This window comes from Reichenbachiella sp. MSK19-1 (assembly GCF_003590315.1).
Taxonomy (GTDB): domain Bacteria; phylum Bacteroidota; class Bacteroidia; order Cytophagales; family Cyclobacteriaceae; genus Reichenbachiella; species Reichenbachiella agariperforans.
This window is the reverse complement of the sequence record NZ_MIER01000002.1, coordinates 280586-301530: the sequence shown is the minus strand read 5'-3', so window position 1 is coordinate 301530 and position 20945 is coordinate 280586. Positions and strand designations below refer to the sequence as shown.

The 20945-nt window shown below is 43.4% G+C and carries 18 protein-coding genes; 4 read left to right on the top strand and 14 right to left on the bottom strand.

Going from position 1 to position 20945, the window contains the following annotated elements; genetic code table 11:
* The first annotated feature begins 65 nt into the window (after nt 1-65).
* Nucleotides 66-590, top strand: coding sequence for a DUF4442 domain-containing protein (locus BGP76_RS01320; protein ID WP_119843336.1), 525 nt, complete (start codon nt 66-68; stop codon nt 588-590).
* Here BGP76_RS01320 and BGP76_RS01315 read toward each other — a convergent pair.
* Entirely contained in the window at nt 579-1007 is a 429-nt protein-coding gene (locus BGP76_RS01315; protein ID WP_119843335.1) for a hypothetical protein, read from the bottom strand. The genes BGP76_RS01320 and BGP76_RS01315 overlap by 12 nt on opposite strands.
* Nucleotides 1008-1566: 559 nt before the next feature.
* Between BGP76_RS01315 and BGP76_RS01310 the strand changes: the two genes are divergently transcribed.
* A complete protein-coding gene (locus tag BGP76_RS01310; protein ID WP_119843334.1) occupies nt 1567-2196 on the top strand; it encodes a hypothetical protein in 630 nt (209 codons plus the stop codon).
* A 193-nt stretch (nt 2197-2389) separates the two neighbouring features.
* On the opposite strand, the gene BGP76_RS01305 is transcribed toward BGP76_RS01310, so the two are convergent.
* The 8 genes from BGP76_RS01305 to BGP76_RS01270 form a co-directional block, all read right to left on the bottom strand.
* On the bottom strand, nt 2390-2812 hold the full coding sequence (locus BGP76_RS01305; protein WP_119843333.1) for a hypothetical protein: 423 nt from the start codon (nt 2810-2812) through the stop codon (nt 2390-2392).
* A complete protein-coding gene (locus BGP76_RS01300; protein ID WP_119843332.1) occupies nt 2805-3197 on the bottom strand; it encodes a hypothetical protein in 393 nt (130 codons plus the stop codon). Before BGP76_RS01300 ends, BGP76_RS01305 begins: the two co-directional genes overlap by 8 nt.
* 2 nt (nt 3198-3199) lie before the next feature.
* Nucleotides 3200-3751 carry a TetR/AcrR family transcriptional regulator gene (locus BGP76_RS01295; protein WP_158583985.1) on the bottom strand — a complete coding sequence of 184 codons (552 nt, stop codon included), beginning with the start codon at nt 3749-3751 and terminating at the stop codon, nt 3200-3202.
* Nucleotides 3752-4356: 605 nt separating this feature from the next.
* The gene (gene ccsA / locus BGP76_RS01290; RefSeq protein ID WP_119843330.1) at nt 4357-7497 is read right to left on the bottom strand and encodes a cytochrome c biogenesis protein CcsA; all 3141 of its coding nucleotides are present in this window, start codon (nt 7495-7497) and stop codon (nt 4357-4359) included.
* A 15-nt stretch (nt 7498-7512) separates the two neighbouring features.
* Nucleotides 7513-9024 carry an ammonia-forming cytochrome c nitrite reductase gene (nrfA, locus tag BGP76_RS01285; protein WP_119843329.1) on the bottom strand — a complete coding sequence of 504 codons (1512 nt, stop codon included), beginning with the start codon at nt 9022-9024 and terminating at the stop codon, nt 7513-7515.
* Nucleotides 9025-9039: 15 nt separating this feature from the next.
* On the bottom strand, nt 9040-9639 hold the full coding sequence (gene nrfH, locus BGP76_RS01280) for a cytochrome c nitrite reductase small subunit (protein WP_119843328.1): 600 nt from the start codon (nt 9637-9639) through the stop codon (nt 9040-9042).
* Between the two features lie 12 nt (nt 9640-9651).
* A complete protein-coding gene (locus BGP76_RS01275; RefSeq protein WP_119843327.1) occupies nt 9652-10968 on the bottom strand; it encodes an alginate export family protein in 1317 nt (438 codons plus the stop codon).
* 95 nt (nt 10969-11063) lie between these two features.
* The gene (locus tag BGP76_RS01270; RefSeq protein ID WP_119843326.1) at nt 11064-11954 is read right to left on the bottom strand and encodes a DMT family transporter; all 891 of its coding nucleotides are present in this window, start codon (nt 11952-11954) and stop codon (nt 11064-11066) included.
* A gap of 296 nt (nt 11955-12250) precedes the next feature.
* On the opposite strand from BGP76_RS01270, the gene BGP76_RS01265 reads away from it, so the two are divergent.
* Complete coding sequence (locus tag BGP76_RS01265) at nt 12251-13840, top strand: PAS domain-containing sensor histidine kinase (protein ID WP_119843325.1); 1590 nt, start codon at nt 12251-12253, stop codon at nt 13838-13840.
* 184 nt (nt 13841-14024) lie between these two features.
* Nucleotides 14025-15146: a carboxypeptidase-like regulatory domain-containing protein gene (locus BGP76_RS01260; protein ID WP_147407342.1), complete on the top strand. Its 1122-nt coding sequence runs from the start codon at nt 14025-14027 to the stop codon at nt 15144-15146.
* Between the two features lie 185 nt (nt 15147-15331).
* On the opposite strand, the gene dnaN is transcribed toward BGP76_RS01260, so the two are convergent.
* From dnaN to gldA, 5 genes are all read right to left on the bottom strand, one after another.
* The gene (gene dnaN, locus BGP76_RS01255) at nt 15332-16459 is read right to left on the bottom strand and encodes a DNA polymerase III subunit beta (protein ID WP_073120042.1); all 1128 of its coding nucleotides are present in this window, start codon (nt 16457-16459) and stop codon (nt 15332-15334) included.
* A gap of 134 nt (nt 16460-16593) precedes the next feature.
* The gene (locus BGP76_RS01250; RefSeq protein ID WP_119843323.1) at nt 16594-17523 is read right to left on the bottom strand and encodes a DUF4340 domain-containing protein; all 930 of its coding nucleotides are present in this window, start codon (nt 17521-17523) and stop codon (nt 16594-16596) included.
* The gene (gldG, locus tag BGP76_RS01245; RefSeq protein WP_119843322.1) at nt 17520-19196 is read right to left on the bottom strand and encodes a gliding motility-associated ABC transporter substrate-binding protein GldG; all 1677 of its coding nucleotides are present in this window, start codon (nt 19194-19196) and stop codon (nt 17520-17522) included. Before gldG ends, BGP76_RS01250 begins: the two co-directional genes overlap by 4 nt.
* A complete protein-coding gene (gene gldF, locus BGP76_RS01240; RefSeq protein WP_073120050.1) occupies nt 19193-19924 on the bottom strand; it encodes a gliding motility-associated ABC transporter permease subunit GldF in 732 nt (243 codons plus the stop codon). The genes gldG and gldF overlap by 4 nt, the downstream gene beginning before the upstream one ends.
* On the bottom strand, nt 19924-20835 hold the full coding sequence (gene gldA / locus BGP76_RS01235) for a gliding motility-associated ABC transporter ATP-binding subunit GldA (RefSeq protein ID WP_119843321.1): 912 nt from the start codon (nt 20833-20835) through the stop codon (nt 19924-19926). Before gldA ends, gldF begins: the two co-directional genes overlap by 1 nt.
* Nucleotides 20836-20945: the final 110 nt, after the last annotated feature.

The following is a 20945-nucleotide window of genomic DNA, read 5'->3' as shown; positions in this document are numbered from 1 at the left end:
AGTACTAGCTTCTTTCTATATTGAGGCATTCAAATGTCTTTGACAAAAGGTAACCCACTCTCAAAATGTACGATAAGATTTACCAATTCCTAAATAGGTTTTTCAAAGCTTCGACGCTGTACAAAGCGATGTTCAACCTATCTCCCATGTATAGAAGATCAACTGGACGCATTACTACCGTGAGCGATGATCTGATGCGGGTAGATATCAAAATCCCATTGAGCTACAAAAACAAGAATTATGTAGGGACGATGTTCGGAGGCAGTCTCTTCTCAGCTACAGACCCTATCTATATGATACAGCTGATGCAGATACTAGGCGATAATTATGTAGTATGGGACAAAGCCTCAACTATACGTTTCAAACGACCTGTCACCCGAGATGCTTATGCGGTGTTTTCATTTAGCCCAGAGGAAATCACAGCTATGAAACAAGCAGTCCTCGATCATGGAGAAACCGATATCGTCAAACTGCTCTTGATTACGGACAAAAAAGAAATGGTCTTCTCCGAAGTGGAAAAGACCATTTATGTGGCGTCTAAATCTTACTATAAAGAAAAAAGAAATCGTAAGCGCGATTTACAGCGCTAAACCTTCTCCTATTTCTTCCGCTCTTTTTTTCATTTTTTTTGACACTCTATGGAGATCATACCCCTCCATAATCGTAAAACCTAAATCTCCATCTACTACTACGAAAATCGAGTTTTCATTTCTCGTAGCTATGTCATTACTTTTGTGGGTTTCTTTCACTCCTTTGGCCTTCTTGCACAGTTCTTCATAGTAGACTACATCGTCGTACACTTCCTGCATTGTACCGCTGCTGACGGTCAATAAGTAATAAATCTCATCGTATTTTAACTCTTTAGAAAAAAGGTTGTAGACACGCTCTCCATTTTCTTGAGTCGTCTCTTCTATGGCCAAATTCTCACTTTTCCACAAAGTTTCTGTTTGTGCTTTCACAGCCACACTAGCTACCATGATCAAAACTAACAATGCTAATCTTTTCATTCTCTAAAAATTTATTCCCTAACACAAATAGAAACAATCCGAAGGTAGTAGCAAAAAAATAAACGCTTAATCTAAAAATTAGGTGGTTTCACTTATATGTTACGAATAGAAACTCATGATAAAACTTAATATTCAATACAAACAGCTCTAAAAAAATCACCATCAACCTACATAAGTTAACACCTCTTAAATCAACACAAGAGCCTCCTGCCCTTGCAAGCAGGATATCTTTGATATAGATATTACTAGGCTCAGTAAGTGCTCATACTGCAAAAACCTACTAGACAACATATTTTTGCTTCAAGAGTTCCGCTATATAAAAAGTGTACTGTACCCTCAAATCCATTCATGATCTTGTTTCAATCCTGTGATACGCAGACCTCATTTTCACCTGTGTGACTCACTCATCGAACAGGATCAATGAAACTCCAATTATCTCTCTTGGAGAGAGATACGAAATCTAGAGGCCGTCCTCCGTTCTATTTCTTTCAAAGACCTGTCTTATGACTTTGTTTGAAACTATATTTTTCACAATTTGAACGTCACAAAGAAACTTACAATGAACAAAATAGCTATGTACAAATTCCTTCTGACCACCCTCTTGATTTTCGTCCTATCCAACACCTTCGCACAGAAATACATGGATAATATTCTTTCCAAATCATGCGAGTGCGTAGATAAGGTCTCTACAGACCTACCTATGCAGGAGTTCAATCTACAGCTGGGCCTATGCATGATAGAGGCCGCACAGCCTTACAAAAAGCAACTCATGAAGGACTATGATATCGACTTAGAGAATATTGATTCGAATGGACAAGGAGAAAAACTAGGTAGAACCATAGGCGTGAAAATGGCAACTACTTGCCCTAACACCCTCATGAGGCTCACCAACAAAATGACAGCTCCCGAAACTGAAACCACTACCAATGTCGAAGCTGTAGGAACTGTCTCGCATATAGATCGTGAGCTTTTCGTTGTATTCACTCTAAAGGACTCCTATGACAAAGAAGTCAAATACTACTGGCTAAGCGCTGTAGAATCCCCAATCAACCTTGATCAAAACTACCCTTCTCTTTTAGGTAAAGACGTCAGCATCATCTACGAAACCCAAGAGCTTTTCGATCCTAATATTGAAATCTACCGTGACTTCAATGTGATTCAAAAGATAAGCCTTGCGATAGGGGATTAACTAAAACCTGCATAACTCATGCATAAGCCCAATCAATCCTCCACAGCAAATGGCTGGTTGATATGCTGTTAATATATCTATCTCCAGACATTTAGGAAAAATTCGAATCCCTTACTCCTGCTGTTGATCGCATTGCAAATGCTCTACCATGACATCCTCGTCACAGACGAGGACGATTAGGTTTCTCAGTATCTTATTTCGTTATGCTTTTTATCTTCCACTTTTTCAGCCCTCCGAATAGAAACAATAGTCCAATTCCTAGTGCAATTAATGAATATATAGTTTCAGCCATTGATGGTGTTTCTTGTTGTGAAATCCCAAATACTAACTCTCCTATTCCACGAAAAATATAGACCCCTGCAATTCCAAATATCCCTAATTTCAATAGTGGTAATTTTCTAAATTCATCGTCTGCTGAAAGTCCATAAAGTCCGAAAATTAGAAATACAACCGCAACAAAAATTGTTAGTAAATAGGGCCATGATGAATGTATTAGAGTAAGTTCAGCCATTTCCTCTCCGATTCCAGTTATTTCAAACATTTGCTCTGCCCAAAGCAATCCAATAATATGAGCAATGGCAATGATGATATTTATTACTCCACCTATTCTAAGCATTCTTTTTTGTCTTGTTTAATCCAAATAATGTAAACACTCCAATTGGAAGAAAGAGTATCCATTGAGGAACTAATAAACCATAATAAAAACTAGCAACGATAAATGGCAAACAGAATGATAAATTTAGATACCCAATCAATTTAATCATTTCAGTATTTGCTGCGTACTTTTTCCCAAACCCTGCTGACAATACAATGTATGAAGTTGCTAAAAGGATAGTAGTTACCATATTCCAAACACCAACTAATTGAGAACTTTTTTCAAGGACTAAAGATGTTTCAATCATCGGGATCACAAGGTCTAATTGCCCACCGATTAGATGCAGAAAGAATGTTATCAAATTTAAAACCCCTGCAATTATCCAATACTTATTTTTCGTATTCATAATTAGTACTTTATAAATTGGTTTAGTTCTTTTTTCACTTCATCAATATAATCCTTACCTTGTTCCTTATAGCGAATCGTTTCGTGATAACCGATTAAGTATTTGTAGAATAAGGTAGCTTTTGTAAGAGCTTCATTTTCTGAAAATCCCATTTCAAATAACAAACCCTTGGTGTAATTAATCCTTTGGTTATCTGTTTGGTCTATTAGAGACTGGATCGTTTTGTCTTTAAGAGCATACCTTTTTAGAAAAAAAACAAAATCTAAATATGGATCTTTCTTAAATGATAATTCTACTAGAGTTGTGAACTTTTCCTTAACTGATGATTGACTCTCTACTCTTGCAATTATCTTATTCGTATCTGCAGAAACCCAAAAAGAAATTATTTCGTTAACAAATTCTTTTTTTGTTCTGAAGTGCCAATAAAAACTTGATTTGTTAACGTTTAGTTTTTGAGCCATCTTTTCAACAACTATTCCGTTAATTCCGTTTTCAGAAAACAGCTTATATCCCAGATTTACCCAATCTCCCTTTTTTGCAATTATTTTCGGCATAATTAGACGATATCGTTTAATTATACAACAATAGATCATTCCTTTAATAAACGGAACCGTCTAGTAAAGTTTTTATAAAAGAAATAATTTTCGCTAGTGGTCTGGATCTGCTATTAATATATCTTTCTCCAGATATTTAGAAAAATTCGAATCCCTTACTCCTGCTGTTGATCGCATTGCAAATGCTCTACCATGACATCCTCGTCACAGACGAGGGAGATTGAGGATATTGTCTGTTTTTGTCTTTCCAAAAACCCGTGCGGGTTTGTCTCCAAGTCTGCGCGGATTTGATCTCAAGTCTGTGCAGATTCGGAGTAAAGTCTGCACGGGTTTCACGCAAAGTCTACGCGGATTTGTATATAACCCGTACGAGTTTCAAACAAAGCCTGTACGGGTTTGGTGTAAAGTCTGCCTTGGTCTGAAGCAAAGTATCAGTAGGTTTTTGGTAAAGCATCAGTAGGTTTGGGACAAAGTCTGCGCAGGCTTTTGTCCCAGTACTTCTACTACTCGATCGCAATTGTACTAGTGTACTAGGATAGACATCTATAGAGACGATGGGCATTTCAAATCCCCAATCAATGCGAACCCTGCACGGTCAGCGGCGATTAGCTCTTCTGCCCGTGCAGCTTCTTATAGTTCCACTTGGAGAGTATCGCCAATATCACCACGCCAGCCACGATCCAGTACACGAACTGTGGGATCGGTACGGGATCACCTTTGGCGTAAGAATGCAAACCTGCGAGGTAGTAGTTGACCCCAAAGGAGGTCATGATGATGCTAAAGAACCCTACTACACTGGCCAAGCTATAGACATAGAGGTCGTTGAGCTTCGGTACGAGACGCAGGTGGAGTATCGTCGCATACACGATCACCGAGATCAGTGCCCAGGTTTCTTTTGGATCCCAGCCCCAGTATCTCCCCCAGGATTCATTGGCCCATACCCCACCGAGGAAAGTTCCTATGGTGAGCATGAACAGTCCGATGGTCATGGACATTTCGCTGATGTAGCTTAATTCTTTCATGCTGTTGAACAAGCGCTCATTGCCTTTCTTCTCGACAATCATAAACACCAAGGTGAGTATTCCCAGCAATGCTGACAAGGCCAACGGCGCATAGCTACTCACGATGATCGCCACGTGGATTTTGAGCCAGTAGGATTTGAGTACAGGTACAAGGTTGGTGATCTCAGGATTGAGCCAATCCAAGAAGGCCACAAACAGCAGCGTCCCAGCAAACAGAGCCGCCAGCGGCACCACAAAATCAGACTTGCGGTAAAATGAGAAGCCAAACAACATCAGCGCCCAAGACACCAATATGATCATCTCATAGCCGTTGCTCCAAGGAGGATACTGTGCTGCATACCACCGCAAGATCAGGTTGAAGGTCAAGGCCAAAAAGCCCACAAAAACCACTGCGGTCAAACCGATCTTGCTCTTGTCGACCAACGAATTGTTCGGATAAAAAACCGAAAAGATCGCAACGGCCAATAGTGCGACACCTGTCAACCAGAAGAAAGAGAACAGGTGGTTGAACAACCTGAGTTTGTTGTACAGCAATTCTGCCCGCTGGATGTTGCTACTAGGGATCACGGCTGCACCTTTTACAATTTGAAAGGTACGGATGTAGCTCAGCGTCTCATCGGCTTGCGTCCAATCTTTGTCTCTACTGGCCTTGAGTACACTCTGGTAGTACATCGGCATGATGCGCTTTACAAATACAGAATCTTCTCCTTTGAACGCCTCTCCCTCGTATTTGTCATGAAACCAAGTATTCTCTGGATCGCCTTCTAGCGGAAACAATTTCAAGTAGTACCCGGTCAACCCTTGAAAGAAAACATTGAACCGCTCGTCTACATGGATCAGCTCCTTGTCCAAGTTGGATCGCTCTGCGGGTTTCTTGCGGTTGGCCTCTTCCACCAAATCCAATAGCAGGTAATTGCCTTGTTGGTCCAACAGGTCGGTGAAAGCCAAATATTTGGTTTCCTCTTTGCCTATCGTTTCGAGGATGGCCGCTCCTTTCTTCGGATCGATCTTGATGATGGGCACAGCCTGCCACACCATGGGGTTGATTTGCATCATCAAAAACTGCTGATCGCTGTTGAGCTTCATATCAGGCGTCAAAGCGAAAGACGAGCGTCCATGCACCTTTCTCAAGAATTCGGATGACAAGGTATTGACTGGTTTGATCCGTCCATCCAGATCCTGCACGAGCAACTCCCCAAAATCATTGGCTTTGTCCGCGGGGATATAACTGGATTTTATACTGTTGAGAAAGGCTTGTTGGTCTTGTTGACCCGCCTCCTGAGCAGATACGCCACTCCATAGTCCTAACACCAGTGCAACCGTAGAAGCGACCTTCTTGGCATTGAGTGCGGACAATTTCTTATTGATGGTTTGAAACCTAGAGTTCTTCCAAAACAGTGTCAAGAACATCCCGATACCCAGCAAAGTGTAGCCGAGATAGGTAATGTTCGTCCCCCACCAGTCGCTGTTGACCGAGAGCACCGTACCCAGTTCGTCGGTATCGTAGGATGCCTGAAAGAATCGATACCCACGGTAGTCCAGTACATTGTTCATGTAGATGTGATACGGAAACTGCTCCTCTCCATCTATGACCGTGACACGACTCGAATAGGACGATGGGCTCACTGATCCAGGGTAGCGTATCAACTCAAAATCATTCAATGCAATCTCAAAGGGCAGCTGTATGGGCTTGGGCCCGTAGGTGATGTCGATATGATACGCCCCCAATTGCACGTGCTGTTTGTCGCTGTAGTTGCCGTCAAAAGCAGGCAAAAGCACCTCATGCTGTATCTCACCATCTGACAGCTTGACAAACAGCAGATCATCCAGCGTCTTGGCCTTTTGCTGATCCTCGGACTGACGATAGACCACTGCGCTGTGCTCAAAAATCTCTGGTACTACGAAGGCTACTCCTTCCCCTTGGTACAGCGCGCGCAATTTCAGGTCTTGTAGCGTATCTGCAGGCAACCTACCACCTGACTGGGTAGCCATGATCATAAACGATAGCTCTACGGGAGACTGAATCTTCAATTCGCCATCCATGTCATAGATATTGACTGCTCCCGGTACGGGATTGTTGAATGTGACGGGGTAGTTATTGACCAGGATCGACCCGCCCGACTGCAAGTACAAATTTTCTCTACCGGTGGTGCCGGCAGTCACTACAGTGAGTACGGTACCTCCTGTTTTGGATTCAATTACTTTTTGTTCGGCCTGCGGCACAAAAGCGGCAGCCTCTACCGTCACCTCTCCATTTTGTCCGAAAGACAAGTCAAAGTCAGGTTGACTGAAAAAGGATAAATTGAGTTGCTGCTCGTAGGTCTCTTTGTAGTCTCCCTTGGTCACCTCGATCTGAAGGTAGCGCTCCTGCGAAACGATCTGCGAAGCAGCCTGCCCCTCACGGATACTCATGAGCCCCTCGAAACCATAGTAGCGTGTCACAAATGCCCCAATGAGCGTGACGATGAATGCGACATGAAACAAAAAGATGGGAAACTTCTCCTTACGCAGGAGCTTGTAACGAAAGATGTTGCCCGCAAAATTGAGCACCAACAAAAACATGATCACCTCAAACCACCAGGCTTTGTAGATCATCGTTTGGACGGCTTGCGTACCAAAATCGTTTTCCAAAAATGTACCGTAAGCCATCGCTATGGCAAAAAGCAAAAGAAGCACTGTTGTCAACTGATTAGAAAACAATACTTTAAAAATTCCTGATTTCATATGATTTGTATCTCCTTACTTCATGGAGACGGCCTTCTTCACCCCCATGCCTTCTTCACGTTTCTTAGCCTCTTCGAGCCACTGCGGTATGATATTTTTCTTAAACTCTTCCTTCTCTTTCTCCAAAGCTACACGATCGATTCCCATCAATTGTTGCGCCTTGTCCTTGGTGGTGATGTCTGGATAGGGCAACTCTTCGTTGTACCCCAAACTCGCCAGCAATCTGGCCAGCTTGATCCGACCTTGGCCTGCCACATCCATCGCCGAACTGACCACTCTACTCACCTCCACGGGAGAGTGAAAAGAAGCCCCATGAGACGCTACCGAATAGTCCCATCTCCACTGTGCATGTCGAATATCCTGAAGAATACTTTCCATATCTTCGTCGCTCGCGCCCAATTCCCATGCCTTGCCCGCTTCTAGGTGCAAACGAACTAAAATTTTCTCCAACTTCTCCATATTTTCACCAACCTTTTTCTGTCTTGTATAGACATCTGCTACCAAATCCTCTTTGTCTTGACGATGACAGACCTGACAGGAGTTGGTCACGTTGTTGAGAGGAGACTGGATATGATGGTCTGTGTACTTCTGTCCACCTTCTGAGGTATATGGCATGTGACAATCCGCACAGGACACCCCGCGCTTGGCATGTATGCCCGTGCTGTATATTTCATACCCTGGATGTTGAGCCTTGAGCATTGGCGCTTTACTCACCGCATGCGTCCAGTCACTGAAATTGATCTCATCATAGTAGGCCTCCATCGCCTCCACAGAAGTACCGTCTCTCCATGGGAACACCAAATAAGGCACGCCTTCTTTGCCCGGAAGGTTCTTGTTGAAATAGTACTCAACATGACACTGCGCGCACACCAGAGAGCGCATCTCTTGATGACTCGATGCATTGATATCCTTGCCCATCGCCTCGAACGCCTCGATCAGCGCTGGGCGTGTGATGCGAAGGCTCATGGTCTCAGGGTTGTGACAGTCGGCACACCCTATAGCATTGACGACTTCAGACCCCTTGTCTGCCCACTTGCCACTATAGAACTCGTCTATTCCGATCTCATTCATCAGACGAGGGACGTCTGGGCTCTTGCAGGTCCAGCAAGTACTCGGCATGGGACCAGTCCCAGGACCTGTAGGCCCTCCTGTACGAAGGATATTTCTAATATCATCTATAGCATAGGAGTGTCCCTTCGGCGCATTGTATTCTTTCGAAAAGCCATATCCAGCCCATAAAACTACCAGTCTAGGATCTTTCTCCAGCATATCAACAGGCTTGCTTCCGCCTTGGTAGCTCTGAAAGGTCGTGTCTTTGGTTTCCAAAAACGACTGATACTGTCTCGGAAAGTTCTCTCCCCACACTTGGTTTCGAGGTTCATTGTCGGCTATCTCTACCATGGGTTGGTAGGCGAACTTGGATTCGGTTTTTCTACTGATGATGCTATTGGCTAACAGGCTCAGTAAAAAGGCTGCTACTGCAGTCGCAAAAAATAAAAATACATGTCTTTTTTTGATAGAGGCCATGGTCGGGACATTTGGTTATTTAGAAGACTTCAATTGTTTTTTGATCCAGTCAGGGACAAGCTCCTTCTGCTGCTGACGGACGGACAACGGTTCAATGAACTGACCAATGGCCGCCAAGCTTTTCACTCTGCCATGAGGAGTCTCTCTGTGACATTCCCAGCAGGCTCTGCTGGTTCTATTTTCTTCATGATTATCCACCCAAGATGCCATTTTTGCATCGGTGACTTGATCGATATGGCACCTGATGCAATTGTTTTGTACTACATGCTGACTGGGTTCTCGCATGGTGATCGCCTGAGGCTCCATTCGCATCGTATAGATCGAGGCATGGTACAATCCATCCATTGCTTTGAAATAGTACTTGTTCACCACATTGTTGTGCGGTACATGACAATCATTGCAGACGGTGACACGCTGGTGCGAACTATGATCCCACGTGATGTACTCGGGAGTCATCACGTGGCAATTGATGCATGCCTTGGGATCGTCAGAGAGGTAGGATACCGCGTTGGACACTCTCAATACATAGAACCCTAAACCAGCCATCAGCCCACACAAGAGTGTAACAGGCACGATCCACTGGTCAGGCGGTACTATCTTATTTAGGAGGTTCATGGTACCATTAAGTTAATCCTTCTTCGAAGAATTAAAAAGCTGTGGTCGAAAATCTACCATGACCCAAGCCCAGTTGTTGAGTGCTGAGGCTTCACCTGTATACCCCGTCACTGTCCCTTTGATCTGCTCCATCGACTCAGTGGCAAACATCTGAGAATAGCCTAGGTTGATAGTGACTGCAGGATCCAGTTTCCAAGTCATCACTAGATCGATCTCTGTACCAAGATTGCTCGAGTAGGATTGTGACACGTCATTGACATCCACGATATCTACAGGACTAAAAAACTGATGAATATTGGCTTTGAGTGAAGAATTTGCTCCAGTCTTCCACTCTGTCATGATGCGGAAATCCAACAAGCCTGTGTTGTAGACCGTTCCCTGCATACGGTGTGGATTGCCCACATAGAAGTAGTCCATGTAGCCATAGAATTTATGATTAGATCCAAATAGAGAATTAAAAGAATGATCCTTCGATGATCCATAGCTAGTCCCTGACATGTAATCCACGGCAAGTTTAATGGGTGTCATGTCAGTCTTATAGGTCGCATAAGCTGCCAGCATGTGTGCAGAATTATCCACTCCCGCTCTATTCTTTCCCATTTGCAGATAGGATTCTCCTCCTATTTTCAAACGATCGTTTACTTTATAATCTAGCAGCAAGGCAAAACTCTGCTGAGCAATCCCACTAGAATCAGTCACATTCTGATATCCATTATTCAGAGCCATGGCATTGATTTCTAGCTTTTCCAACCTTTTGGTCAGCCAGACATACTCCATGTGTTTGTAATTAACGACTCCATCATAAAAAGTCCCTTGGAGCAAAGATGGTTCATAGGCATTTTGGTTGAATGCCCCCCCTATATCAATCTTCCATCCTGATTCCTGATCCTCATAAATCAACAACAGCGCATCGTGACTCCTGCCCTGTGGCTGCCAGTTCGAACTACCAAAGAAACGTTCGTTGTGATAGCGGATAATCTGCCGACCTGCTTTGAAGGACAATTTGTCTGAGAAGAAATATTGTCCCCAAGCCTCTGAAAAATGTAACGTATTGTTGTCGTCGGTTTTGTAGGGTTGATTGGTGGATCCCCACATACGAACATCCTGTGCAGTCACTTTGACCTTGTATTTTTCTTGAGTGAACCCAACAGACAGTCGTGTTCTTTGTTCTGTATAGAAGGCAGGGCCTTCATCAGGGGCATTTAGTTCTTTAAACCCATTTCGAAATTCAGCCCTCGGTCTGACTTGGGCATCTATGATAAATTGTGCTTGAAGATAAGAACTGAAAGACATGGCCAACGCTACGAGCCAAAGCTTGGAATATTTCATTCGATTAGACAGATTAATTTAATATGAGCCTAAAGATACAATCTATTTTATGTTAAAAAACAGATTAGCGATTGTCTTCTCAATAGAGAATCATTCTACTTTTTCCTCGTCACGAAATACACGCCGATAATCACCACTATCGCCCCAATCATCTGAAAAACCGTCAACCGCTCACCCAAAAATATCCAAGCCAATACAATCGTAGAGACAGGTCCAAAACTCGCTACAATAGAGAAGTCCGATGCTCCCAACAACTTGATTGCATAAGAGATCAGATAGGAAGGAATAACCGTCGAGAACACCGCCATACCTAAGCTCAAAGCATACACCTCCATCGGATAACTCATCAACTCAAAGTCCCCTACGAAACAATAATGAACAGCCACACATGCACAAGAAATCATCATCGCCAAAGAAGTAAACACCACTGGTCCCAATTTCGGAATTAACCAATCGCTCCCCACCAAATACGACGCATAAGTCAAAGCACTCAAGACAATCAGTAGCACCCCCGTGACATTGGATAGCTCAGAAAATCCAGGCTCTTGGAGGTACATCACTATGATCCCAGCATAGGTTACCACCACTGCGATCATCTGGTTTTTAGTAATCCGCTTTTTCAAAAAAAACCAAGACAGGAACAAAACGATCGTGGGATAAATAAACAAAATGATTCGCTCCAAACTCGCTTTGATGTATTGCAAGCCCAGAAAATCAAAATAGCTGGCCAAATAATAACCAAGAAACCCAAACAGTATAACCGCTCCAAATATCCTAGGCGTCAATTTTTCTTTCAATACAGAAAAGTTCCATGCAGCAATCGCTAGATAGATAGGAAGAGAAAACATCATCCGAAAGAGCAGCAAGGTCACCGTATCAATCTCATGGACATACGCTAGCTTAACCATGACGGCTTTAGCAGAAAAGAGTACTACACCCAAAAGTGCAATTAAAAACCCAAAAGATTTAGAAGAGAATGGCTTCATACAATGGCGGTAAGCCACAAATAAACAATGTATCTAGCACTATTGCATCGCCTCAGATACATTAATGAGCCACCTCAGTGACGAAAACATACTCAAGCCGTTACTAAAAAACTGTACCTGTTCACCTTAGCCTTTCAAATGAAGTGCTACCCATTAAAACAATCTGTCAAGAGACAGATTGTGAGTAGTTGGTGGACAGGATAAAAAAGTATAGATTTGAGCGAGAAAAATTACAAAACTGACTGTACTATAAACCTACCACACCAAACAGCATAGACAGATTTTAAGTAGCATTTATGGATTTTTATGGTATCGTTGGGTCTCTACTCACAGTGGGGCTTATAAGCGGTGGTTCTGCTATAATCTTCAAAAAATCAAAAGACTTTTTGAAGAAAAATGGCCAAGACGTAGGAGAAAATAATCCTAGCAGTTCAGACTATGACAAGTTGAAACTCCTTTTTGATCATACACAGAAAGAAGCCAAACTAGGTGTCTGGGATTGGGATCTGAACACCAACACACTGACTTGGTCAGATGAAGTCTATAATATTTTTGACCAACCCAAGATCATCACACCTAGCATAGAAGTCATACGCGCCATCATCTTTGAAGATGAGCTCGAAGACTATGACAATGCCATCAAAGACGCCATCAAAGGTGGATATCCCAGACGCATACAGTACCGTATCAAAACCCGAAACCACTTCATCAAACATATCTCAGAAAAAAGAGAGGTCATCAAAGATGCTGCTGGTGTACCCATCCGAGTGATTGGCACCATACAGGATATCTCGAAACAAACACAAACCACCAACTACCTATTCAAAACCAAAAGCAACTACAAACTCCTCACACAAACACTGCCAGTAGGAATCTATCGTTCTAACAAAAAAGGTGACGTACTATTCGTCAACCAAACCATGGTAGAAATGTTTGGCTACAACAGCGAAGAAGAGATGATGCACCACAAATGTGGCACATACTACTCCAACGAAAACTACCGAGACAACCTCATCGCTCAGTTAGAAACGGACGGAATGCTGATCGATTACAAAATTAAGTTCAAGAGAAAAGATGGAACTGAATTCATCGCCACCGAAAACTCACAAATCGAAGGAGATGAAATACATGGTGTAATCCAAGATGTCACAGAAAGGAATGCTATCGAAGAAGAAAAAAATATTTTGATTTCAACGTTACAGAGACAAAACGATGATTTAGAACGTTTTGCACACATCATCTCCCACAACCTAAGAATTCCACTCGTCAACCTCATGGGGTTAACTCAAATCATAGATGAAAGCAACCTCAACAGTGACAACAAGGAAATTCTAGACCTGATGCGTCAGTCAACAAACAATCTGGACATGATCATCAAGGACCTAAACAAAACCGTCTCTATTCGTGACAAAAAACACAAGCACTACCAACAGGTAAATCTCCAAGAATGTCTATCGACAGTCGAGCAAGAACTAGAAGAAGTTATCATCCTAAGCCAAGCACGAATAGAAACGAATTTCGAAGAGACGGATGAAATCCTATCTATACCAGGCTTCCTAAATAACATCTTCCTGCAGGTCATTGATAACTCTATCAAATTTAAGCACAAAGACAGATCTCCTATTATCAATGTGCGATATGAGTCCGATGAGTTAGAACATCGATTTGCAATAGAAGACAATGGCATGGGCATCAATATGACCGCCTATAAGGATCGTCTATTTAAGCTCTACGAAAAATTACATCCGCAAATCGAGGGGCGCGGAGTAGGTCTATATATGGCATACAATCATATCAATGCGCTAAAAGGGAAAATCACACTCGAAAGCCAACTCGATCATGGTACCACCGTCTTCATCAGCATCCCTAAAGAAACCCAGCAATAACACTTAGCATCTACTTACATCTACACGTACATTTTCGATGAACACCCCATTTTTCATCGATCAATTTCGAGCAATAGAGGATAGACAAATGTGTACATACAGCTATTATTGTATGTAGGAATTTTGCAGCCTCCTACCTAATATTAGCTTGATTCGAGAGATTACTGTAACCGATACACTTATCATGAATTGGATTAACCTATATGCGCTAACCTCTCTCCTCCTATGTACCAGCCTATCAGGACTAGCCGAATCAGACACGATGATATCTGGCCGAGTGATTGATGCAGAGACACATGCTTCCCTACCTTTTGCCAATATCGTACATGGACACTCCGGCACCACCAGCAACCTAGATGGGCAGTTTGTCCTGACTATACACGAACAAGTAGATAGTGTATACATAGAGGTAAAATACATGGGATACAAATCAGAGCAACTGACCTTGGCGGCAGGGACTACTGATCTAGTTATTGCTATGAATAACCAAACTCAAATGTTGAATGATGTCAAAATCTATTCGGCCGAAAATGTCATGGCCGATGTATATAGTCACCACCACCTCAACTACGAATATGAGGATCAACTACTAGAATCATATTACAAAGAGTCGATTCGCTACGGCGACAACTACTACTTCATCGCAGAGGGGATTTTCGACATCTACCTCCCGACTATCTACAGTGATAACGAAGTACAGGTCAGAGCAGAAAAAACAAGAAAGAAAGAATTTGTCTTACTCGACACAGTCGACATGCCTATGTTTAGTGGTCACGTCCATGATATGGTTCAGGCTGCTTCTAGACGAAAAACAAGCTTTTTAGATTCTGAAAACAAAGATGACTACTACTTCTCCAAGCAAGACCTCACCATCTACGATGGACGAGAAGTTTTCGAAATTCATTTTGAACCAAGAACCAAAAAAGGGACTGCCAGTGGTACATTATTTGTAGATTCTGAAACCAAAGCGGTGATCCGTGCCGAATACTATCCTATCATCACACATCAAGACTTTTGGACTCGTGTAAAATGGATAGAAGAGTACAAAGAGATCGATGGCACATGCTACATCCATAGAGTATCCTACCTAGGAGAATGGACGGTAGACGGTCGTACTTACAGTATGGAAGCGCTGATGCTAGTCACTGATTTCGAAACTATCTATGAAACACCCGTACTAGAAAACACTCTCGCGGAAGAAGCGATCTTCTTTCACGAAGCATCATCATTTTCAGACACTTTCTGGGAGGGGCACACCTACATTGCACTGAGTCAAAAAGAACGCCAGTCCTTAGCGAAAAAATAATTCCAATCTGCTGAACTAGTCATGCCTGGACTCAGTAAAGAGCAGGTCAGTGAAGAGAAATGTACTGTATGATTTTTAGCTTATGGTTATGTTTCAGCAGACCTAAATTCATGGCACGCAAGTCCTAAACTAAAAAGGCGAACCATCTGAGAGGGTTCGCCTTTCGAATGTGCTTATTTTTTCTCTTATGCAGAATAGTTGCTCAACATCACTGGCATCACCAGCATCAACAAATCTTCGTTTTCGTCTCCATCTACTGGAAAGAGTAGTCCTGCCTTATTAGGCTCTGAGAACTTCATACTTACCTGTGTAGAGCTAATATTGGCTAGCATTTCGATCAAGAACTTACCATTGAACCCGATCTCGATATCACTACCGTCATGATCACAAGATAGACGCTCATTTGCCTCATTAGAGAAGTCTAAATCCTCTGATGAAATCACCAACTCGCTGCCCGCTATCTTCAAGCGTACTTGGTGAGTCGTTTTGTTTGCATAGATCGCAATACGTTTGAGTGATCCCAAAAGCTCTAATCTATCAATGGTCATTTCATTATCGTTGTTCGACGGGATCACATTTTCGTAATCTGGGAAACGCTCATCAATCAAACGGCACACCATGTGAATCCCGTCAAATTTGAAGAACGCATTCGCTACGTTGTACTCTACGTTGACATTGGTATTGCCAGATGGCAATGTAGATTTCAATAGTGTTAATGCTTTGCGGGGGATAATCATGCTCGCACCAGCATCAGAAGCGATATCCACTCTTCTGTATCTGATCAGTCTGTGTCCGTCAGTCGCTACGAAGGTCGTATTGGTATCTGATAGGTTCAGATACACCCCCGTCATCGCAGGTCTCAACTCATCGTTGCTCGTCGCTAGGATGGTGTTATTGATCGCGTTGCCTAATACATCTGATGAGATATTAACCGAGCTACCATCTGACACAGTAGGAACTTTAGGGAAATCTGTAGCATTCTCGCCAGCCAATTTGTATCGACCATTGTCAGAGTTGATTTCAATGCTGTATGAGTTTTCGTCAATCGTGAAAGTCACCGGTTGCTCTGGCAGGTTTCTCAATGTTTCCAACAAGATTTTAGAAGGAACTGCGATGCTGCCATTTTCTTTGGCCTCCACTTCTAACTCCGTAATCATCGAAGTTTGTAAATCTGAAGCAGTAATCGTCAACTTACCATCAGCTATTTCGAATAGAAAATTTTCAAGGATTGGCACTACAGGATTAGTAGTGATCACGCCATTGATAGCTGCGAGTTGCTTCAATAAGTACGAGGATGAAACGATAAATTTCATTAGCTAAAGGAATTTGTTATGTTCTTGTTATATGAAAACACGAGGAAAGACACTCCTCAGAATTTGAGCCAAAGTTAATGATAAAATCCAAATAAAAAACCCCTAAAATAAAGCAATGAAAGGGGTATATCAGATTACTCTCTTTTGAACTGGCTAGGAGATTTCAACAGTGCCTCGGTACGCTTTTCATCCACTACGATCATTTCCTTATTGGCATCCGAATAAAGATAAAATCGCTCTCCTGGAATCTTGGCATAGATATCCAACACTCTATTCTTTCGCTGATCAATATCGGTCAATGACAAATGAGCAATAGGTGCTGTCGTCAACAAGCTATCATAGCGCGGATACTTCCCTGGACTCAGGTAGTCATTGAGTTGAAACTGCTCAAAACCGTTGAGATAGCTCATCAGCGCCGCAGTATCTATCTGCTGCACACCAGCGATACTAAAAAACCTATCCTCAAATTCCATTTTGAGATCAACTCCCTTTGCATAATCTATCGTCCACTCCTGTATGCTCCGGTAGTTGGAATCAAATAACAATCGATCTCTCCACTGGTTGAGTGTCAACTCGAATATCCCAGGGATATAGTGATGATATCCCGGTATCCCTACCAGATAAACCTCCTCCAATTCTTCATCAGCAAAGTAAGACTGCGTCTTCTGCAGGTTCCCTCCAGTATAGAACGTACGGCTCTCGTCTCCTAAAGAGATCGTTACTTTCTGTCCTGTCTTTTCGAGCTGTTGTCTCACCTCAGCTTTGTTCAACTGACTGACGGGACGCTGTACAGTCACCTGACTCATGATGCTATTGGTGATCTGCATCAGTGATGGATCGATCGCCAAGGTATCGTTGAGCGTCCAAGTATCCCCCTGACGAACGACATGTATGTCCTGATCCGTCGATTGGATATGAATCGCATCGATAGCCGCCGTGTCTGCAATCACAAAACGATCACGGTCGATCTGATCACTCCCTCCACGCCCATCAAACAAGAAGAGCACAGAAGATATCAGTACCAAGACCAATAATACTCCACCTAATTTTTGAACCTTACTCATTTGAACTTTGCATATTTTCTTTTTCTCAAATAGACTCGTACCACGCCATACGTAACGAGCAGTACGATAGGTAGCACCAGGTTAAACAGCTGCCACCACAGCTTTTCATTCGCCACCTTCACCTTGTCGAGCGGACGGATCGATATTTCTTTGGCTTTAGAGGTGATCACTCCCTCCTCGTTGAGCATATAATCCAGCGTATTGAGCACGAAATCAGCATTGGCAAACTTCTGCTGATTGTACGGGCTCAGTCCTAGTTCCAGTGGTTCTCCAGACTGTAGGTCAAACTCATTTCGGATCATATCTCCATCCGCACACACGAGTATTACAGCTTCTTCCCCATTCTCTTTGAACTTCGTTTTGTCCACGCCATCCGGCAAAATCCGATTCTTGTACAACGAGGTGAAATTCCCCTTGAGCAAATAAGAAGTCACCTGCGACCCTGCCGTAAAACGCTCAGGTTTGAGATTCTTTTGCAGTTCGTTAAACGCCACTTTGACGGGTGTAGAAGACACCATTGAGTACTGAGAAGTCATCAACAACGGTGTTTTGGTCACCCCATCCGCCTTGACCGTATCGATCGTGGAGACGAATTTCATCTGTATCACATCCAGATTTTTAGTGATCGGGTGATCCCCAAAAGTGTTGATATTCGGAAAGAAAGGCCATGGCAGCATGCGTATCTGTGGCTGATCCCCAGTCATTCCCGCTACGATAGGAAACTCCCCGCTGAAAATATCCTGCACAAAATTGCGATTGATGCGCACACCATACTTGAACAGCATGTCGTCTAGTCCCAGTTCATAAGGGAAAGCATAAGTCCCCTCTCCAGAGGCACTATCCATATTCACACGCAACGCATCGAGGAACAGCAATGCCTTGCCTCCCTGCATGATGTACTGATCAAGCAGGTATTTCTCTTGCGCACTAAATAACGTCGTAGGCTTAGGCAATATCACTGCATCATATACTGACAAATCCGCCGTACGGCTAGGTAAATCTACCTTAAACACATTGTACTTTTCGCTCAGTGCTCCAGTCAAACCAGCCAGATTCAGCGAGTCAGGCTCTTGATGTCCTAGGATCAAGCCTACATTCTTTTTCACATCCGTGGAAAGATTGCGAATCGCACTCACCAGTTCATATTCTATCCCTTCGATAGACTGGTTCAGCTGCTCCTCGGCCGATGCACCTTGATTTCCTTTGAGCAGCAGGACTGGTATTTCCTTCCCATAGTAGCTCACGATTGCCCCTGGGAATATTAGCTTCTCCGTCTTGTTGCCATCACGGGTATAGTTGAGGTTAGTAGGTTGCAGGCCACGTTTCATCAGCGAACGAAAATACTCGTTGCGCGCCTTGGTACTCAAGGCAGCAGATGGGTCTTTGAAGGTATAGACCACCTGATCATCGGAGTAATACTCCAACTGATCGAGCGTCTCCCGAATGGCTTTTTGCAGACGTTTAAATCCAGCAGGCATTTCTCCTTCTAGAAAAACCTCCACATAAACAGGCTCTTGCAAACTCTCCAGAACTTCTTTGCTCGCATCGGAGATAGAGTATCTTTTTTCTTCTGTGAGATCGATACGGATTGGAAAACGATCCACCAGCTGGTTGATGATCACAAGGACCATCACGCCTATCAAAAACTGCAGTATGTTGACTAGTTTATTCATGACCACTTCCTCGCATCTAATACCAACTTCGTCAACAGCAACATCACACCGATGACACTCAAGAAATACACTATATCACTCATATCGATCAACCCACGGCTCAATGCGCCATAGTGAAACACGATGCTAAGTTGCTGCAATATCAACGCAGAAGCACCCCAGATATCAATAGCCGCCAAAGACTCCAACCCCGAATACAACACAAAACTCAAGAACACCGCTACCACAAATGCCACCACCTGATTGTCTGTGATCGCTGACGCAAATACGCCAATACTAACAAACACTCCACCGAGCAACAGTAGCCCAATATATGAACCAACAGTCCCTGATATATCGAGGTTACCGACAGGCTTGCCTAGCTGATACACGGAGTAGAAATACAATAGCGTCGGCAAGACAGACAAGACAACCAGTACGAACCCTGCCAGGTATTTGCCCATGATGATATCAATAGCCGTCATCGGACGAGTAAATAGCAACTCATTCGTACCTGTGCGTTTCTCCTCCGCAAAAAAGCGCATAGTGATCGCTGGGATCAAAAACATGAATACATACGGCCCGAGGTTGAACAGTGTGCTCATGTCTGCATAGCCATACTCTAAAATACTACTCTCTGGGAACACCCACATCAACAGCCCAATCGTCGTGAGAAACACCGCGATCACGATGTAGGCAATCAGGCTATTGAGAAAACTATTGATTTCTTTGATGAATACTGCGAACATTAGCTCTCCTGCGTTAGTTGATGGAAAATATCTTCGAGCGAGTCTCCCTCCTCTTGCAAGCCGACCAGTGGCAGGTTTTGTTCGGCTGCTAGTTTGAAGATCGCACTTCTGGCCTCCTCACTGTTGGCAGCATGTACTTTGTAGTGTCCGTCCTGCTGATGCGTAACTTTCGTCAGTACATCCAGCCCTTCTAATACCGATACATCTATCGCTTGTTTGAACTCTACACGCAGTACCGCTTCGGTTTGGAGACCTTTGGAGAAATCCGCGATGGATTGATTCGCTATGATCTCGCCTTTGTTGATGAGGACAACTCTATCACACAACGCCTGAACCTCCTGCATGATGTGTGACGAAAAAATCACCGTCTTGTCACGAGACACTTCTTTAATCAGTTTCCGGATTTCTAGTATCTGATTAGGATCAAGTCCAGTCGTAGGTTCGTCGAGTATCAGTACCTCTGGCTCATGCAAGAGCGCATGCGCCAGCCCTACACGCTGGCGGTAGCCTTTGGACAGTTGTCCTAGTTTTTTGTTTTGCTCCCTCGTCAACCCACACTGCTCGATCACCTCTGCGATGCGAGCCGTAGGTTTAGACATCTGATAAGTCCTTGCCGAGAATTGCAAAAACTCATGCACATACATATCCAAATAAAGCGGATTGTGCTCTGGCAGGTATCCTATCTTTCGCTGTGCGGCGCGTGTTTGCTGGACGATATCCTCACCCGCTACGATCACTTGTCCCGCATCGGGGATCAGATAGCCGGTCGCTATTTTCATCGTGGTAGATTTACCAGCACCATTGGGACCGAGAAAGCCTAGGATTTCACCCTTATTGGCCGTAAAGCTAATGTCCGAGACGGCACGCTGCTGACCGTATATCTTGGTGAGATTTTCTACTACTATTGACAAGACGAAGTACTTATAATTTCCTATTGATTGACAAACTGATGCAAAACTATCATTGAAATCGAGAATTAATAATCTAGCCCTCGCTTTTAACCATATTTAATAGTTTTCGC

Bases quoted from the DNA above. Each gene is read 5' to 3' on its own strand.
- BGP76_RS01320 (WP_119843336.1), top strand. From the start codon at position 66: ATGTACGATAAGATTTACCAATTCCTAAATAGGTTTTTCAAAGCTTCG.
- BGP76_RS01315 (WP_119843335.1), bottom strand. From the start codon at position 1,007: ATGAAAAGATTAGCATTGTTAGTTTTGATCATGGTAGCTAGTGTGGCT.
- BGP76_RS01310 (WP_119843334.1), top strand. From the start codon at position 1,567: ATGAACAAAATAGCTATGTACAAATTCCTTCTGACCACCCTCTTGATT.
- BGP76_RS01305 (WP_119843333.1), bottom strand. From the start codon at position 2,812: ATGCTTAGAATAGGTGGAGTAATAAATATCATCATTGCCATTGCTCAT.
- BGP76_RS01300 (WP_119843332.1), bottom strand. From the start codon at position 3,197: ATGAATACGAAAAATAAGTATTGGATAATTGCAGGGGTTTTAAATTTG.
- BGP76_RS01295 (WP_158583985.1), bottom strand. From the start codon at position 3,751: ATGCCGAAAATAATTGCAAAAAAGGGAGATTGGGTAAATCTGGGATAT.
- ccsA (WP_119843330.1), bottom strand. From the start codon at position 7,497: ATGAAATCAGGAATTTTTAAAGTATTGTTTTCTAATCAGTTGACAACA.
- nrfA (WP_119843329.1), bottom strand. From the start codon at position 9,024: ATGGCCTCTATCAAAAAAAGACATGTATTTTTATTTTTTGCGACTGCA.
- nrfH (WP_119843328.1), bottom strand. From the start codon at position 9,639: ATGAACCTCCTAAATAAGATAGTACCGCCTGACCAGTGGATCGTGCCT.
- BGP76_RS01275 (WP_119843327.1), bottom strand. From the start codon at position 10,968: ATGAAATATTCCAAGCTTTGGCTCGTAGCGTTGGCCATGTCTTTCAGT.
- BGP76_RS01270 (WP_119843326.1), bottom strand. From the start codon at position 11,954: ATGAAGCCATTCTCTTCTAAATCTTTTGGGTTTTTAATTGCACTTTTG.
- BGP76_RS01265 (WP_119843325.1), top strand. From the start codon at position 12,251: ATGGATTTTTATGGTATCGTTGGGTCTCTACTCACAGTGGGGCTTATA.
- BGP76_RS01260 (WP_147407342.1), top strand. From the start codon at position 14,025: ATGAATTGGATTAACCTATATGCGCTAACCTCTCTCCTCCTATGTACC.
- dnaN (WP_073120042.1), bottom strand. From the start codon at position 16,459: ATGAAATTTATCGTTTCATCCTCGTACTTATTGAAGCAACTCGCAGCT.
- BGP76_RS01250 (WP_119843323.1), bottom strand. From the start codon at position 17,523: ATGAGTAAGGTTCAAAAATTAGGTGGAGTATTATTGGTCTTGGTACTG.
- gldG (WP_119843322.1), bottom strand. From the start codon at position 19,196: ATGAATAAACTAGTCAACATACTGCAGTTTTTGATAGGCGTGATGGTC.
- gldF (WP_073120050.1), bottom strand. From the start codon at position 19,924: ATGTTCGCAGTATTCATCAAAGAAATCAATAGTTTTCTCAATAGCCTG.